The organism is Leptospira kobayashii, assembly GCF_003114835.2.
In the GTDB taxonomy this organism is placed as follows: Bacteria; Spirochaetota; Leptospiria; order Leptospirales; family Leptospiraceae; genus Leptospira_A; species Leptospira_A kobayashii.
This window is the reverse complement of sequence record NZ_AP025028.1, coordinates 658,208-675,000: the sequence shown is the minus strand read 5'-3', so window position 1 is coordinate 675,000 and position 16,793 is coordinate 658,208. Positions and strand designations below refer to the sequence as shown.

Annotated in this window: 17 protein-coding genes (1 of these 17 cut by a window edge); 8 read left to right on the top strand and 9 right to left on the bottom strand. The window is 40.6% G+C overall.

Translation table 11 applies throughout. The annotated features are described in order from the left end of the window. The 8 genes from DI077_RS03085 to DI077_RS03050 form a co-directional block, all read right to left on the bottom strand. Positions 1–1,406, bottom strand: partial view of a PEGA domain-containing protein gene (locus tag DI077_RS03085; protein WP_109020145.1) — the 5' portion only. It extends 253 nt beyond the left edge of the window; 1,406 of the gene's 1,659 nt are visible here — the first part of the coding sequence; it begins with the start codon at positions 1,404–1,406; the stop codon falls past the left edge of the window. Between the two features lie 9 nt (positions 1,407–1,415). Next, positions 1,416–2,195, bottom strand: a complete 780-nt coding sequence (locus tag DI077_RS03080) for an ABC transporter permease subunit (RefSeq protein WP_109020143.1) — start codon at positions 2,193–2,195, stop codon at positions 1,416–1,418. Continuing rightward, positions 2,182–3,087, bottom strand: a complete 906-nt coding sequence (locus DI077_RS03075; RefSeq protein ID WP_109020141.1) for an ABC transporter permease subunit — start codon at positions 3,085–3,087, stop codon at positions 2,182–2,184. The genes DI077_RS03080 and DI077_RS03075 overlap by 14 nt, the downstream gene beginning before the upstream one ends. 9 nt (positions 3,088–3,096) lie before the next feature. After that, a complete protein-coding gene (locus DI077_RS03070) occupies positions 3,097–3,558 on the bottom strand; it encodes a PTS sugar transporter subunit IIA (RefSeq protein WP_109020139.1) in 462 nt (153 codons plus the stop codon). 35 nt (positions 3,559–3,593) lie between these two features. Then, positions 3,594–4,496, bottom strand: coding sequence for a hypothetical protein (locus DI077_RS03065; protein ID WP_109020137.1), 903 nt, complete (start codon positions 4,494–4,496; stop codon positions 3,594–3,596). Beyond that, a complete protein-coding gene (locus DI077_RS03060) occupies positions 4,496–5,656 on the bottom strand; it encodes a 4Fe-4S dicluster domain-containing protein (protein ID WP_109020134.1) in 1,161 nt (386 codons plus the stop codon). Before DI077_RS03060 ends, DI077_RS03065 begins: the two co-directional genes overlap by 1 nt. Before the next feature lie 6 nt (positions 5,657–5,662). Next, positions 5,663–5,941, bottom strand: a complete 279-nt coding sequence (locus tag DI077_RS03055) for a hypothetical protein (RefSeq protein ID WP_109020131.1) — start codon at positions 5,939–5,941, stop codon at positions 5,663–5,665. A gap of 75 nt (positions 5,942–6,016) precedes the next feature. Continuing rightward, positions 6,017–7,558: a cellulose synthase family protein gene (locus DI077_RS03050; RefSeq protein ID WP_109020129.1), complete on the bottom strand. Its 1,542-nt coding sequence runs from the start codon at positions 7,556–7,558 to the stop codon at positions 6,017–6,019. Between the two features lie 178 nt (positions 7,559–7,736). Between DI077_RS03050 and DI077_RS03045 the strand changes: the two genes are divergently transcribed. Further along, a complete protein-coding gene (locus tag DI077_RS03045) occupies positions 7,737–9,863 on the top strand; it encodes a hypothetical protein (protein WP_242935330.1) in 2,127 nt (708 codons plus the stop codon). Then, the gene (locus tag DI077_RS03040; RefSeq protein ID WP_167837137.1) at positions 9,863–10,600 is read left to right on the top strand and encodes a motility protein A; all 738 of its coding nucleotides are present in this window, start codon (positions 9,863–9,865) and stop codon (positions 10,598–10,600) included. The genes DI077_RS03045 and DI077_RS03040 overlap by 1 nt, the downstream gene beginning before the upstream one ends. 237 nt (positions 10,601–10,837) lie before the next feature. On the opposite strand, the gene DI077_RS03035 is transcribed toward DI077_RS03040, so the two are convergent. Next, positions 10,838–11,815, bottom strand: a complete 978-nt coding sequence (locus DI077_RS03035; protein ID WP_109020121.1) for a class I SAM-dependent methyltransferase — start codon at positions 11,813–11,815, stop codon at positions 10,838–10,840. Between the two features lie 234 nt (positions 11,816–12,049). Here DI077_RS03035 and DI077_RS03030 point away from each other — a divergent pair, with 234 nt between their 5' ends. The 6 genes from DI077_RS03030 to DI077_RS03005 all read left to right on the top strand — a co-directional run bounded on the left by DI077_RS03030 (position 12,050) and on the right by DI077_RS03005 (position 16,714). Then, positions 12,050–12,463 carry a ribonuclease HI family protein gene (locus DI077_RS03030; protein ID WP_109020119.1) on the top strand — a complete coding sequence of 138 codons (414 nt, stop codon included), beginning with the start codon at positions 12,050–12,052 and terminating at the stop codon, positions 12,461–12,463. Next, entirely contained in the window at positions 12,460–12,804 is a 345-nt protein-coding gene (locus DI077_RS03025) for a hypothetical protein (protein WP_109020117.1), read from the top strand. The genes DI077_RS03030 and DI077_RS03025 overlap by 4 nt, the downstream gene beginning before the upstream one ends. Before the next feature lie 13 nt (positions 12,805–12,817). Next, positions 12,818–13,261, top strand: a complete 444-nt coding sequence (locus DI077_RS03020; RefSeq protein ID WP_242935329.1) for a Fur family transcriptional regulator — start codon at positions 12,818–12,820, stop codon at positions 13,259–13,261. Further along, entirely contained in the window at positions 13,252–14,547 is a 1,296-nt protein-coding gene (locus DI077_RS03015; protein ID WP_109020115.1) for a CCA tRNA nucleotidyltransferase, read from the top strand. Before DI077_RS03020 ends, DI077_RS03015 begins: the two co-directional genes overlap by 10 nt. Before the next feature lie 174 nt (positions 14,548–14,721). Further along, entirely contained in the window at positions 14,722–16,242 is a 1,521-nt protein-coding gene (locus DI077_RS03010; protein WP_109020113.1) for an outer membrane beta-barrel protein, read from the top strand. A gap of 13 nt (positions 16,243–16,255) precedes the next feature. Further along, the gene (locus tag DI077_RS03005; protein WP_109020110.1) at positions 16,256–16,714 is read left to right on the top strand and encodes a hypothetical protein; all 459 of its coding nucleotides are present in this window, start codon (positions 16,256–16,258) and stop codon (positions 16,712–16,714) included. Positions 16,715–16,793 lie beyond the last annotated feature (79 nt).

The following is a 16,793-nucleotide window of genomic DNA, read 5'->3' as shown; positions in this document are numbered from 1 at the left end:
CGCCAATAATTGGAATCGGAATCGTTGATCAACATAGACTGATACAGATACCAGCCTGCAAATTCGGCCTGGTTCGCCTTATACATGGTATCGATAATTGCATAATTCGTAATTTGAATCTGAGGTCTTGCCGCCTCACGAGCCTTATTCGCCGCAACATTGAAATACAAATATCCGGCATAAAACAAAAGTGCCCCGTAAAGAGAGTAAGTGGAGAAGTCTTTATATGTATGATCTAAAAATACGTTCTGTTTGTTCGGATAATAGATCTCCGATTTTCCGGGCCTCATTTCGATTTCGAAAGAAGACAACTTTCCTTCCTGTGCATCCACTCCCCGAAAAGAATCGATAAATCCTTCTTTGGAAACACGAAGTCGGTTCATTCCCACAGGAATGGGAACATTTTCGATCGGCGTTTTTCCAAGATGAGTTACCCCTAAATAAACATCCGCTTCTTCATTGGAATTGACGGTTAAGAACGAACTGCTCGCAATCTTTACCAATTTTACATCGGTATGAAAGGATTTGCCCGCTTCCAGATAAATAGTTTGTTTGTACGGATGATATCCTTCCTTAAATACATATAACTCTCGTTTACCGATAGGGAATTTTTTATCCAAAACGGGAGATTTGCCGAGATAAATTCCATCCAGATAAATAAGGGAAGATTCCACCCCGCTCACTTCCACCTGAACCAAAGTCGTTTCTTTTCCCTGAAGATGTTTGCGAATCTCTTCTCCCAGAGGACCCAACTCCTGATACGATCGAACAAAACTAGTGTTATGTGAGAATTTGTGCGACTTCCCTTCATATTCATCAAACAATTCCACATTAACCTTTAAACTCTGATCATTTGCCGAGAACTCACCGGTAAGAGTATAATCGCACCCGAATTTGCCGGAAAGAGAATACGCATCTTCGAAAAAAGGAGCCTTCGTTTCAAAGATTTGTTTGAGTTCCAATTTAATATAACGGGGATCTTTGTCCGGTTGCAGGACTTTTTTTCCGGCCCTGAGATCTTGCAAATCTTCCTGGGTGGTAACTTCCTTTTTCTTTTTTTTGTAACCTTCCGATTCGGAGTCAACTCTCTCTTGTAATGTTTTTTCCGGGCTTGCACCAAACGAATGATATACTATATCCGCGTGAGGGTATTCCACGTAAACATATTCCATATTACGCAATTCGGAAAATAGAACAGAAGGAAGCCCAGTTGCAAGATAAGAAAACTTGGCTTCTTTATTGGCGGTACGAAATGGAAACAAACATAACTTTCTTTTTTTTTCAAAAGCCACACTGCCCTTTACGGATTGTTTCGGAAAATTGTAATATTGATCAACAGCCGAAAGTGAGGAAACACTCATGGAAAAAAAGCTGAGAATCAAAATGAAAGATGTAAAACTTTTCATCACCTAACTTTAATTCTCGCTTCGACCGAAAGAATAAACCAAACCGATGATTCCCAATATGGGAAAAACAACAGAAACAGGAGTTTTTTCGAAATAATCTTTGGAAAAAGAAATCTGTTCTCCAAGTCCCGGCCCCCAATCGAAAAAACCGGTATCAAGTCCTAGATAAGAAAAAAGTGCCGTAGTCATAATTACAGAGGGAATCCCGGTCAAAAATAAGTATTCAATCAGGATTCTAAGTGCTGGTAAAAAATGTAACAAAAATATTTGATTCGATTTACCGCCCATCGCAAATGCCGCCGAAACATACCCGCTTCCTTTCACCTCTCTGATTTTTGCCTGCAAGGATTCGTAATTCATGGCCCAGTCGGATAGTACGATTGCAAATATGATGGTTAGTTTTGTTTCCGGAAAAACACCGATAATGATCAATGCTACAAGTAAGGAAGGCAAAGATAAAAAAACCGAAGAGAAAGATTCGATCAAAACGGAAAAACGTCCTTCCTTGATATAAGACAAAAACGAAAAAAACGAAGCAAAGATCAAAGTCAAAGCCTTTGCAGGGACGCACAAAATAACAGTCGCTAATGCCCCATAGGAAAAAAGCGCGAAATTGTCACGTCCGAGACGATCACAACCGAAAATATGGTCCCATGTTTGAAAGGGTTCAAGATTTACATCTGTCAACTGAACATAATTAGGCGGTACATTCAAGACAACTCCCAGAATGACCGATAAAAACGTCAAAAGTCGGACCAAATTACGAACGGATATCTTAGACAGAACCATAATCCGCCTCTCCGCTCAATTTTTTCTGCCATTGCATGGCAAAACGATTTAGAATATAAAAAACAATACCGGTATACAAGAGTAAGGTGGAAAGAAGATTAGTATCCATCGACTTGATCGAAAAAAACAATGATTTCCCTATTCCGGGAAAAAAGAATATTTCCTCCACTACCATTGCTCCGGATATAAGAGAACCGAAATCCAAAACGATAAGTATCATTGTCACGGGAAAAACTTTGATAAAAATCTCCTTAAATACGATATGTTTCCAGGGATAACCTCGCGTCTTCAAAAGTAAGATGTAAGGAGAATCGGATTCCATCCAAACCTCTTTGGAATGAAACAGATAAATCCTTGCAAATACCCGCATTCCCAAAGCGATTCCAGGCAAAACCACATAATACGTGTTCCATGATTCGTACCCGCCAGGAGGAAAGAGTTCCCATTTGTAGAAAAACAACAATAACAAAATCACCGCGGCAACGAATACAGGAGTGGAAAGAATCGCTTCAGAAAGAAAGCCCAAAGACTTAAACAAAAACCTGGACTTGAAAAACAACCCGGTTAATGAAAAAACAATTCCTAAAATCGATCCGAAGAGAATTGCAAAAAGAGCTAGATGAAAACTAGGAAGGATTCTACTGCCGATATGCGAATAGATATTTTCCCCGCTTTGAGTTTTGCCCCCGTTTTCCCAAATGATATTTTTCCAAAACAATATATAGGAAGTGCCGATCGTAAAAAGTATGTTAGGTTCTTCTTTTTTAGTTTCCGAAATACCGCCGTCCGCGTATAAAAACTCTCTGTCTTTCGCACGATAGGTGGAAATGAAATTGGCGATAAAGCTAAGCAAAATCAGGAAAAGAACAAAACGGAGAATTTCCGATTTCACAGACTTATGTTAGGAGGGAGAAAGAAATGCCTTTTGAATCTCTTCAAAATTTCTAGCTTTGATGAGTTTCTCTCTTTCCTCTGGGATGTTTAAAGTTTTTGCAATGAGCGCTAATGTTTTGATATGATCCTGAAATTTGTTTTTAGGAACAATCAGCATAATGAAAATCTGAACTAAGGAATGATCCAAAGCTTCGAAATCAATTCCTTTGGGCGCAATCGCCATAGAACATTTTAATTCGTTCACATAATGGACGGAACAATGCGGGATCGCAACTCCGCTACCGATACCGGTGGACATGGATTTTTCACGATTGAGGAGAGAGGTAATAATATCTTCTTCGTACGCGGGATCCAAAGAGGAAGTCCCTACCATATGAGAAATCATTTTGCGAATTGCTTCTTCTTTAGAAGAGGCTTCGAAATCAAAAATAATATTTTTTGGCTCCAAAATCTCTAGGAGTTGATTCATTGAAAAAATCCTACTTCCATAGTTTTAAAAGAAGGTTATTTTCCAAGAAAAACCCTTACCAATATTGCTTCTATCGGAAAAAAAAGAAGGAACACTAAAAAAGGGCTGATTCCCAACTTACCTGCTAACCAAGACATCGGGATCAAAATGCAAAAACTGATGATGGAAATATAAAATGAACCGTAAAAATTACGGCCGGGAGCCAGATGCACCAAAATGGAAACCGAGGAAAAGCTCAGAATCCAAGCGAACGGAATATTTCCCGTAGTTATTCCCATGACAAAATAAATCGCCAACCAGCCGAAGAAATAAACAAATAACAAGGGCCTGCGAAAAGCAATCCAAGATACTCCGATCAAAATATAAGTGGATAAGAATTCCAAACTGGAACGAAAAAGCGGATTTTGCTGGTTTTGACCAACTAACCAAGGAGATGCGAAATTCGGACCGAGAGTATTAGCTTCGACAACTCCCCTTCCCGGAAAAAAAAGAGAGGTTTGTTCACCCGCCCGCAAAGGAATTCCCATCAAATGAAAGAGCATATCCCAGAGAAAAAAGAAAAACAGAATATAAACAACTAATGCCAATCGAATCGAATACAATTGATTTAGAATAACATAAAAAAGCGCACCGCATAATAAAGCGATCACGGCAAGAACCGGGTGTAATAGCGGTATCGGAACCAGTAAAATCGTCAGAATGATTTGAGTGAGTAGAGCGATCGGATAGATTTGATTTTTCTTTTTTAATAAGTAAAAATACAAACATCCCCCCATCACTAAAAATTCCAATCCGACTATAAGATAGAGAAAAGGTTGATAGATAAAAAACAAAGAAAACGTAACAACGAGAGAAAGAGCAAAAAACAAATCCGCAAAAATTTCGGAAGACTTAATTCCCCAACTACCTTCCGAAAGTATGTATAAACTACGTAACATTAAAGTCCTTTCACCTCTAAGATCCTGGATCGTATATCAATTCCGGAAGGACAGTAAACAGTGCAGATTCCGCACTCAATGCAGGACTCTTTCTCGAAGTCCTCGAATCTTTTTTTTACAAGTGCAAACGGATTTGCATTTGTAGGGCAATAAGTATTGCATTCGTTGCAATCGATACAGGCAAATTCGTTACGAACAACGGGAAGACGTTCGTATAATAAAAGTAAATAATGTTCGTATATATTAAAATTGCCTAACGAATTGATATCCAGTGCATTTACGGAATCAAACATACTCTGAAAACTTGCGACTTTATACCTTTTATCATTGTTTTGGCGGATAAAATCAAGGGATTGCCCGTTGGTCAAAAGGAACTGTCTCGATTCGGTATCCATTCTTCCCTTTCTATCCACCAAACAGACAGATAGATGGCGCCTGGTAAACGGTTCGTCATAATATAAGGAACGCAAAATATGATAAATCGTTTCAGGACCCAAAAACAAAATCCGATTGTTTTGAATCTGTTCATTCACGGAAGGAATGTCCTCTCCCGTGATTTTATGAATAAAAAATTCGGGAATCCCCAATGGATGCGAATAGGGAATTTTGCCGGAGTCAATATGGCTTAAAATCTCTGCCTTGGGAAAAGTGGACTTTAAAAGCAACAGAAACTGATCCAGAGGTTCCTTCATCTCAGCGACAATCATCTCATCAAAAGAAAGATGATTATAACGGGTGAAAGGTGAGATTACTATTTTGAAATGATTTTCGGGAGAAAAGGAAGAGAAAAGTTTGAGTAAGGATAAATTCGGAAAATCGAGAGAAGCAAGTGCTCCTTCTACGAATTTTTCCAATACTTCGGCAAACGAATAATTTCTGTTTTGGAAAGGGGAGCTGGTTTTCCAAACCCCATCTTGTTTGATTTGAAAATGGGTCCCGTCTTCAGTGAGAGTGGCGACCCCATTCACGGGAGCAAGGATGCGCAAGGCACCTGAATCAATTAAAACTTCTCCAAGGCTGACCCTTTTCGGATAGATTTCTGTAATTTTGCTCCCCGAAGGAACGGCGATTAGGAAACTTCCCTGGATCGTCCGTTCTCTTTTGTTTTCAGCTTTGTGAAACTTCCGGGTAAATGTTCGAGGAAGTCTTGGGAAAAACACACCGATTTAGACTGCTTTCACCATGTAAATTTCATCTTTAATTGGGAGTTCTTTTTTGAGATTTTTGATGTAAGGCAAAATCTCTCCCATTTCTTCGTAAAATTCGCAATTGGTTTGCATTCTTCTGGCAACAGTAAAGTATTTATAGAGTTTTTCTTCTCCAGAACGCTTGGACCATTTCTTTTTATTACACTTGACGCGGAGTATATATTTATCTTGTTCCGATTCGTATTGGCGAACTACAACACAGTGTAGACAATTCGCGCAGTAAACTTTTTCACTCATGGAAGACCCCTGACCTAGGTTGAAATGTACAGCTTTTAGAAATAGACCGTTTCGTCAAGTAAGTACCCCAACCACTTAGGCGAGGGCACTTGCCTCTTTTTCTTCTTTGCTGGCCGGCTTGAACTTCCAGAAGGATTCTGAGACGGAAAGAAAGGAAACGGTAAAAAATCCGATCGAATAGAGAACCATAAATCCGATGACATACGGTTTTCCTACCAGAAAGGAAACATAAATACAGAATAAACAATATCCACCCATAAAAAATTCAAGGATGGCGCGGTAGTCCACAGGTACCACATATTTCACTTTTTCCTTGAGATTGTCGCCCGTTCCTTCAATGCGAAGTTTAGGAGTGCGTTTGAAACCGGACTGAACCCCGAATACCGCTTCGAGCCAAGCATAAGTGTTCACAACGGCAATTCCCGTTCCGATCATAACCAGAACCGGTAGGTAGATCAATTTGCCTTTCCAGTCTTTATGAAGTTCTCTTTGGGAGTATGCATAAAAAATCACGGGGCCAAGAGATCCGAGAGAAAGGATCGCTGCCGATCCGAATAGAATCTCAATCGGGAGATCATCCAATTTGAATCCTGCCCAATACTCCATAAGTAGTAGAGGAGCCGTCAGTAAAATATTGATGATCATCAAAGGATGAACGGAATAATTAATCAAGTGGGTAATCGCCTCGGCTTTGATCTTCCAAGGTTCTTTTGCGTTCCAAATACGCGGAATTAATTTAACAGCTGTTTGAATAGAACCTTTGCACCAACGGAACTGTTGGGATTTGTAAGCGTTCATAGTCGCAGGAATCTCCGCCTTACAAACCACATCTTTGATATAACGGAATTTCCAACCTTTGAGTTCGGCGCGATAAGAAAGATCGAAATCTTCCGTAAGAGTATCGTGTTCCCAACCACCCGCGTCTTCAATACATGCACGGCGCCAAATACCTGCAGTTCCATTGAAGTTCATCCAAAGACCGGAACCATTGCGTGCAACCTGTTCGATCATAAAATGACCGTCGATTCCGAAGCTTTGCGCTTTTGTAAGAGTATTATAATTCTCGTTAATATGACCCCAACGTGCCTGCACTACCCCGATCACAGGGTCTTGGAAATAACCCATGGTACGAAGTAGAAAATCAGGCTCTGGAGTAAAGTCCGCATCAAATATAGCAATGAAATCGCCTTTTGCCCGTGCCATACCTTCATCCAAAGCGCCAGCTTTGTGACCGCGACGGTTTGTGCGATGAAGATGTTCGATCCAAATTCCTTTCCCGGAATAAGAATGAACCAGAGATCTCACTTTCTCAATCGTCTCGTCCGTAGAATCATCTAAAACTTGAATTTGCAATTTGTCTTTGGGATATTCCATCGCACAAGCAGCATCGATCAGACGATCAATCACATAAAATTCGTTAAAGATTGGTAGTTGAATGGTGACAGTAGGTAGGTTTTTGTCGGACTTGGATAATAACTTGGTCTCGTCTTCCGCGCAATTTTCTTTATAGCGGCTATAAAGAAAAACCATCAGGTATGTATGTAACCCGAAGTAAAAAAGGAGAAGAATGTCAATGCCATAGATGGCAAGGAAAGAAAATGACAAAAACGTTAGCATGGCTATTGTCAATGTCGGCAGCTTATCCCTTGGAGTCAAACGTTTTGTGCACTGCCAAATGAAATCTAAATTTTCCTCTTTCTCTTCTCCCGTACCCTAGAAACCTTGGCTTCAATTCTTTATGGATTCGCAATGGAAACGATTCTGGGAAACAGGCCTTTTCCCCTCTTTAGAGTTTATGTTAAGCTTAACGCTCGGATACTTTATATCCCTGCTTTTTTATACATCATCAAATGAATTGAATTTGGTGGACACCACCGATTCCGCCTTTCCCATCCTCCAGGGACTTTTGGCCTTTTTTTTCGGATTCGGCTTCATTTTCAGAAAGTATTCTCAGAATTTACCAAGGCCACTAACGATTATTTTATTATTTTTAGTCGGTGCGGAAGCTTACTGGGTGATTCAAGAAGGTGCTTCCGAGTTTCTAATCGATTATATTTTTTCTTTTGAACTCATTTTGGTCACCGCGATCCTGGGAGGGTTCACTGCCGGGTTGTATTGCGGGTCACTCAGAGATTACAGGTTCTTAAGTTTTGCTCTAGGAGTGACGATTTTCACCTTTCACTCGTTATTTGACCCGAATCACAATTATTCCTTAAAAACAATCATCGCAGTTCTGTTTGTTCTATTTGAAATTTATCTTTGCAGTACATTCCTGCAGAAATCCGCATTTTCGATCCGATTTTACAAAATCAGATCGAAAATCGGTAAACATCCGTTATTTGCTCCATTTTACAGGTCTTCTCTTTCCTTATTGATTTCCTATTGCATTTTGCATGTGTATTTTCAGCCCGGTCCGAAAATCCCTCTGATACTTTCCATCTCGTTTGCGGTTTTTTTCGGAAGAATACTTTCCCTGCTAACGGGAATTAAGCATGAGACCAAGGCAGTGTTCTTTATCGGTCGCGCAACACTTGTGATTGCTTTCTTCTTTTTTGTTTATCAATCCTATTGGAATTATTTTCACATCGCACTTTGCATCCTGCTCGCAGGGATGGTCGGTTTTTTCAAACCGAACGAATCAGGCAAAAAGGAATATATCTTCGTAAGTTTGGAAGTTTTCGGATACACCGGGTTGTCTCTCATTTTGTATCATTGGAATATTATGCTGGGAATCCGATCGTTTCTTGCCTTGGGTTTTGTTCCGATTTTAGTTTATCCCTATCTGATGCAGAAACATATCGTCAAAACGCCCAGACTCATCATGTTAGGCGTTACATGCTTAATAACGATCGTATTTTTTTATCCGCCTTCCATCCGAAGCAATGCTCCGTTTTCCAAAAAGGAAATTTACGACCCGATTCCTTATAAAATCATAAATGCAAACATCGCAACCGATGAGTTCGTATTTTACAGATCTATTTTACCGTTTCAGTCCGATCCTTTTCTGCCGAAAAAAACTGAGATCAAAAACAAAACGATCATCTTGAGTTTGCAACACAATCAATCCCAGATCATTTCTTATATCGAAAGACTGAGTAAAGAAAAACATCCATTTCTAATATTTGTTAGCCGAAAAAAAGAAAGTCCGTCGCCTCATATCAATGCTTTGTCCCTTTTGAAGAGAATTTCCTTTTGGAGTTTCGATGTTTATTATCCGCCTTACACGGAGCAGCCGATTGGATTTGCGGAAGGTATTCCGAAAGATTGGAGATTGAAATACTTTCAGGAACGTTTGGAAAATGCAAACACCGAAGAAGCCCGGATCGCATTGGATACAATCATCAAATTTTCCAGCGGTGATTTGCGAAAAGACGCATTTACAATCAAACAATTGTATTACGATTCATATGCGGATTATGCAAGTTTCTACTACTCCATAGGACAAAACAAGTTGGCTCTTGATTCGATCGCATTGGCTCGGAAATTCGAAGTCCCGAAAAAAGACCTTCTCCGCATAGCATACAATAGTTTGAAGTTCACTACTCCGGAACCTGACTTTATACCTATTCTGGAAGATCTTGCAGGCGAAGAAGAGTTTCAGGAATTTGCTTGGAATACTCTCGTTCCTATGTTCGAATCCCTTAGTGATTTCGAGAATGCTTTGAAAACGATGTCTCTATTGGAAAAATACTACCGCAATCACAACCAAATCGATTTGGCCAACGAACTTGAGTTAGTAAAAGTTCGCCTTTACCTCAATCAGGAAAATTGGAAAGATGCGGAGCCGCTTATATTTGCCCGTGTAAAGGAAAATCCCGAATCGGTGATTTGGGGAAGATTGAAAAATGAAGTGATTGAAAAAAAGGAATCTTCCAGGAGAATATACGCACGTCCTGAAATGAGAGAGGCTCGTATCCAATAATGCACCCAACTATACTAGGAATCATTGCCGCCATACTTTCCGTCATCGTTGCGATCTTAATCGAAGGAGCATCTTTCCGTTCGTTCCTGCATCTTCCCGCCTTCTTACTGATAGTTGGCGGAACTTTAGGCGCCACCATCGCTTCTTTTTCGCTTTCGCAGTTAGGCCGGGCGATACGCGATTTGAGAAATTCCCTTTTTGAAAAGGAACCTCTCGACTTACAATCCATCTTTTTTAAATTTTGGGAGAAGGCCAGGAAAGAAGGGCTTCTTTCTTTGGAAGAAGAAGCAAAACGATTGCAACATCCCTTTCTTCAAAAAGGAATTCAATTGATTGTGGATGGTTCCGATCCGCGCACCATCGAAGAAATCCTTTGGGAAGCACATGAAGAATCCGAAAAAAAAGACCTTCGTTCCGCAAAAGTTTTTGAAACGGCTGCGGGATTTTCTCCCACAATCGGAATCATTGGAACCGTCCTCGGGCTTGTAACTGTTCTTGAAAACCTAGAAGGTGGAACACGTGTTTTGGGGCAAGGAATTGCAACCGCTTTTATCGCGACATTTTACGGAATCGCATTTGCCAATCTCATCTTTCTTCCGTTAGCTTACCAGCTTCGCTCATTCTCCAAAAAACAGAGTAACGAAAGACAGGCGATTTTTCGCGGAGTTCTTGCTTTGCAATCCGGTGAAAACAGAAGGATTTTGGCGGAGAGAATTGAACCTTTTTTAGATAAGTAAGGAAGGGACATAATGCGGCGGGGATATTAAAAGCCCCCGCCCTGAAGATCAGCTTCGCTGATGATTCTTCGAATACTTCTTCGCTTCTATTGGCGCGAAGAAGGGGATTGGGGGGTGTGGCTCGTGGGCTGCCGGAAATCCCTAACACAAAATCCTCATTCCCGCAAATCCAACTCCAAATTTCACGATTTTTCTTTTAAAAAGTTCGCCTTTTTGCCTTCCCCGAGAACATAACCACTAAACAGGTGCAATACGATATAATTTATGAATTTTTTTATCCCGAAAATCTTCAGGAATACTAGCAAGAGATAAATCGGTGCATTGAAAATCCCTCTCGGACCATTCTTCTTCGGGAATTCTCCACTCAAACTTACGAAAGTTAGTTGAAAACCAAATCTCCCCCGTATCCGTTAGAAATTTTGTCAAGAGAGTCAAAAGCAAATTGCGATGGTTTTCCTGAACATCCCATTCTTCCGACATTTTTTTACTATTGGAAAACGTTGGCGGGTCCAAAACGATCAGATCGTATTTTTTCCGAGAAGGGTTTTTTGACTCATCACGAATCCATTTGATTACATCCGTACAAAGAAGTTCATGATTTCTTTGATTAAAACCGTTTTTTGCCAAATTTTTTCCGGCCCATTCGATATAGGTCTTCGACAAATCGATGCTAACCGTAGAACTTGCCCCACCTGCAGCGGCGTATGCGGTGAAAGACCCGGTATAACAGAATAAATTCAGAACCGATTTGCCTTTTACCTTCTCTCTAACCATTTTCCTTGTTATACGATGATCCAAAAAAAGGCCGGTATCAAGATAATCCGATAAATTGATTAAAAATTGAATGTCATTCTCTTCTATCCAAATTTCTTTGGAGACATCGGACAGTTTTTCATACTGATCTTTGCCTTTTTGTTTCTTCCTTCTCTTTAAAAAAAGATTTTCCTCTTCCAATCCGAAGGAATTCCGGACAATCCGTCCTATTTCCTGAAATCGTTCTTCCTGTTCCGTTTCATTTTGAAATCGCAAAGAACTTCTATCATATAACACAAAATAATCGTTATATCTGTCCAAAATAACCGGAACCTGAGGTATATCCTCATCATAAATGCGATAGGACTGAATCCCTGCACGTTTGGACCATTTCTCACGATCTTTTTTAAGTTTTTTTAGGCGGTTCTCAAACATAAGAAGCGCGCCGGAAAGAGAATTCATAGAAAATCCTTGGTTAAAAGTCAGGCAAATAGAATGACGGTCGTTAGTTGCCGTCTATATATCCCCGCCCGATTTTGGGTGGGGAACTACACCCGCCGCCCAATACCTTCCCCTTACCACGCCCACCCGAAATCGTCCGCCCTTTTTCCATCCGCAAAGAAAATTTTTCGGAAAAGTTCGCCTTTTTCACTTTTCTCCTTGAGAATAAGGTACTGAACGGAATCTTTATCTTAGATGAGCGAGAAAGATCTGCTTTATATTTACTGCGACGGATCCTCACGAGGAAATCCCGGTCCGGCGGCAATCGGTGTTTCCGGCCAAACCAGAGACGGTAAAGAAATATTTTTCATTTCAGAGTCGATAGGAAATGCAACTAACAATGTTGCAGAATGGGGTGCTTTGCACCGAGGAATGGAAAAGGCTCTACAGCTAGGAGAAACCAAAGTTCAATTCAAATTGGATTCGGAACTTGTCGTAAAACAAATGAAAGGTGAATATAAAGTAAAGAACAAAGACTTGCTTCAATACAAAATCGCCTGTGAGAAATTAAAACCCGGCTTTGAATTTTTTGAAATCAAATACATACCGAGAGAACAAAACTCCAGAGCGGATGCCCTTGCCAATTTAGCACAAGACGCAAAACAATGAAGTTCCGGATTTTTTTTCTCTGCCTTTTATCAACACAGTGCCAAAAATCTCTCGAGGATCAGTTCGATGAACTGAAAAGAACCGCTTCCGTTTTCCGACTCGCCAGATTCTGTGAAGAAAATAAAGTCCTGCAGACCACAAAAGGAAAGGAATGTTCGGAAGCTTTTCAAGCCAGCCGGGACAGGTTGGAGGAAATATTATCCAGGCAGATTGATCTAAGCTTTACAAAACTGATTTTACCAAAGGAAGAAGGCGAGGAAATCGAACTACTTTTAAGAACCAAACCGGAATGGGGAATCCGCTATTTGGAAATCTGGAAACAATCTGTGATTTTAGAATAGACAATCCACGCTCATGCAGGATAAACAAATTATGGCGACAGGCGATCCTTCCAATATTCTGAAAAAGATTGGTCTCAAAGTAACTAAGAATAGAGAAAAAGTCATATCCATTCTCCAAGATTCCAGAAGACCTCTGAATCACCAGGAGATCATGGAAAAATTGCCTAAAGACGAATCTTGGGACAGGGTTACCATTTATCGCGCCTTAGCTGATCTGGAAGAAAAAAATATTCTGAATTCTCTCCACTCTACCGACAGACTCACCTACTTTGAACTGAAAGAAGAAGGTGGACGAACCGTATCTTTGGCGCACGGACATTTAATTTGCAACGTATGCGGCAAAATCGAATGCATAGATGATCCATGGAACGGAATTCCATCCGCCAAACAACTGAAAGGTTTTTCAACTGACTCGGTGGAAATCGTTTTTCGAGGCACTTGTAAGTCTTGCCAGTAGGCTTAACCCACATCCCGGAACCATTTCGGTCTCACCTCCAGGTTCTCTATAAAACTTTAAAAAACGCAGATTTCGAATCTTATCTTGTAGGAGGGTCCGTAAGGGATCTTTGTATGGGAAAGGTTCCCAAAGAATACGATCTCACCACTTCGGCAAAACCGGAAGATGTCAAAAAATTATTCCGACATGTGATAGAAACGGGGATCCAACACGGGACCGTCACCGTTGTGATGGAAAAAGTAAATTATGAAATCACAACCTTCCGGATAGACAAAGATTATACGGACGGCAGAAGGCCCGATCATGTGGAGTTCGGTTCGTCTCTCAGCGAAGATTTGAAGCGAAGGGATTTCACAATGAATGCTCTTGCTTTAAACCTGGAAACGGATGAATTGATCGATGAACATGAAGGCCAAGTCGACATTCGGAATAAATTGATCAGAACGATAGGAGATCCTGTCAAAAGATTTTCGGAAGACGGCCTCAGACCGGTTCGTGCCATGCGATTTGCCAGTGTATTGGGTTTTTCTATAGAACCAAACACTAGAAAGGCGATTGAAATTACAAAACAAATTACCGCAAAAATTTCGGTCGAACGTTTGCAGGAAGAAATCATAAAATCATTTCTGGGACCGAAACCTTCCGAAATGTTGAAATTGCTTTTGGAAGAAGGGATTCTCTCTCTTTTCTTTCCGAATTTCCTATCCGAAAACATTATACCGCAAAACAAAAGTTTATTGGCGTTGGATTCCGTTCCGAAAGAAAATCCGGGTTTTATATTAGGTATATGGATGTTTGCCATCTTTCCTTTTGCAACCACTACCGAATGTGAAGACTTCCTGAAAAAGCTGAAGTTCTCCAATCAATTGACCAAAGACGCATTATTCTTTTTTTCCATCTGCCAGGATCTGGCAAAACCTCTTCCTCAGGAAGATTATGAAATTCGCAAATACTTCTTGGCACCCATTGCCAAACATACGAATCCAAGAAAAATGGAACCAAATGAAGTATTCGCGGGTCTTAAAGTTGTCATCTCAAAGTTGAATGATAAGGAAGGAATCCGATGGTTTGAAAAACTATTTACCATTTGGCAATCCAAGCCTCCTCTTCTGCTTTCTGAGTTGGTTTTGAACGGAAAAGATATCGAAACCCTCTTTCCTTCCCTTCCCAAACAGAAATACGGAGAGCTACTGCAATTTCTCTTAGAGATGGTTTGGAAAGATCCAATAAACAATCAAACTGCCCTTCTAACCGAGCACTCTGCTTATTTTATAAGCAAACTGTAAATTTTCTCCAAAGTTTTCCTATATCCTAGTATTCATTACAAGAAAAAAATGTGCAAAAATTGCTCATTCTGCACTGGTTTTGCGTGAATCCTGTTCTTTTCCGGGTATAAATTTTTTCCTAATCTTCCCCCTGGTACACTACTTGCACTAGGACGGCATAGGAGAAAATGGCAAATGAGAAATAAATATACTCTCTTAGCAACCACGGTTGTGATTCTATTCAGCCAGACTTCGATCTTTTCCCAAGACAAAAAGGAAAAAGAAAAGTCATGGTACGACCTAGTCAATTTTTCCGGTTACGTGGATGTGTATTACAACTACACTACCAACAACCGGCAAGGTGCGACTCAAGATACGGCAGGAACTTTTCATACGTATAACAAACAATTTGCGGTAAACGCAGTTAAGTTGTCTATGGAAAAGATTGCAGATAAAGAAAGCCCATGGGGTTTTCGATTAGATATGCAAAACGGGCAAAACAACATGTACCAAGAGCGTCCTTACCAAACGACTAACTCTTTGCACAATATGCAATTGCTCCAACAAGCTTACGTATCTGCATACTTCAACGTATTGAAAGGTTTGACAGTTGACGTCGGTAAGATGGCAACACACATCGGACTGGAACTTTTGGATTCGAAAGACAACATTGCCTACACCATTGGGTATGTGTTCTTTAACACAATCCCCTTTATCCATACCGGTGCGAGAGCGAACTTACAAGTAACTGAAAAACTTTCCACATCATTGTATGTTTACAATAGTGCGCAAGGAACAGGATACACTGGAAACGGACAACAGTTCGGTTACAATGGTCTTGCAGTTTACGGTGATGCTACCACTACATCCAGCTTAACAAGCACTCAACAACATGCTTATGCAGACGGTCCGAACCCTACCAGAGCGATCGGAACACAAGTCAAGTATGCTTTCAGTGACAAGTTTACTGCTGTATGGAACACATTAAGCGCAAACGATAACATCCAAGGTAGACAAGACAATGCTCTTTACTATGCTAGTAACTATGCTGGAACTACCATTCCAAAACAATCCCGTTTCAATACAGACCATTGGTTGTTGCAAAACGTAATTCTGATCTTCAAACCGACTGACAAATTGACTACGATCTTCGACTATACTTACGGTGAAAGAGCTGGTCAAACAAACACTGCGGCGTACGGATATGAGGCTGCTGGTGGTGGTATCACCAGACAAAAACTTATCGACAACTTACCGGGAATTACAATTGCAGAATTGGATCCGGGCTTAGTGGCTGCAGGTTTCGGAAACGGTACACCATTGAATCGTGAAAACAGAATCAAACGAGTATACCAAACTTACCAATTCCAAGCGAAATATCAGTTCACTGATATGTTTGCTTTAGGAGTAAGAGCGGAGTATTTGGATGACAAACGTTACGGTGGATCTTTGGCGGTAAACCCTCCACTATTCGCACTTACACCTGTAGATCGTTATGACCTCAAGTGGCAAGAAAACATCGGTGCACGTGCTGCAAGTAACTACGGTCAAATCAAAACTTTCACACTCACACCTACGATCAACCTAACGGAAAACCTCCAAGTTAAGATTGACTTGAGAAGAGACTGGGGTCCGGGTCAACAATTCGTAGACTTGGCGGGAAGACCAGCTTCTCATCAAAACGGAATTATCATTGGTGCGGTTGCGAAGTTTTAAGGAGAGGATAAAGATGAAACGAAACAATAAACTAACCTTACTTACAATCGCAACTCTTCTCACAATGGGCATGATGCTCACAGCGGGTTGCACTAAAAACGGAGAGAAGAAACAGGACAACCCTACTCTTCTACTTTACTTAGCGCAAGGAAACACTGCTTCTCCAGATAAAGCGGAACAAACTTGTCTAGGAGCATATGCTCTGGCAAACAGTTGTGTTGCGGGGAGTCAATTCTTCAACGCAGGTATCGGATGCAGCAAAGCAAAGTTGAAAGACCAAGCTACTTATGATGCTCTGAAAGCTTGTGTTGTTGCTGGTATCACTGATCCAATCCAACCTTGTAACCTTACACAGTTCAAATATGCGGAAGCGCAACAATCAGTTGCGACAGGTGCGGCTTTCAACAAGTGCACTAAACCGTATGTTTCCGGAACTACGACTACAGACTTAACTGGAGTTCTTGTTTACTAGTAAGTCCTACTAGTAGTATAAGTAACTCGAACATTAACCCGGAACGGTTTCGTTCCGGGTTTTTTATTGTACAAACCAA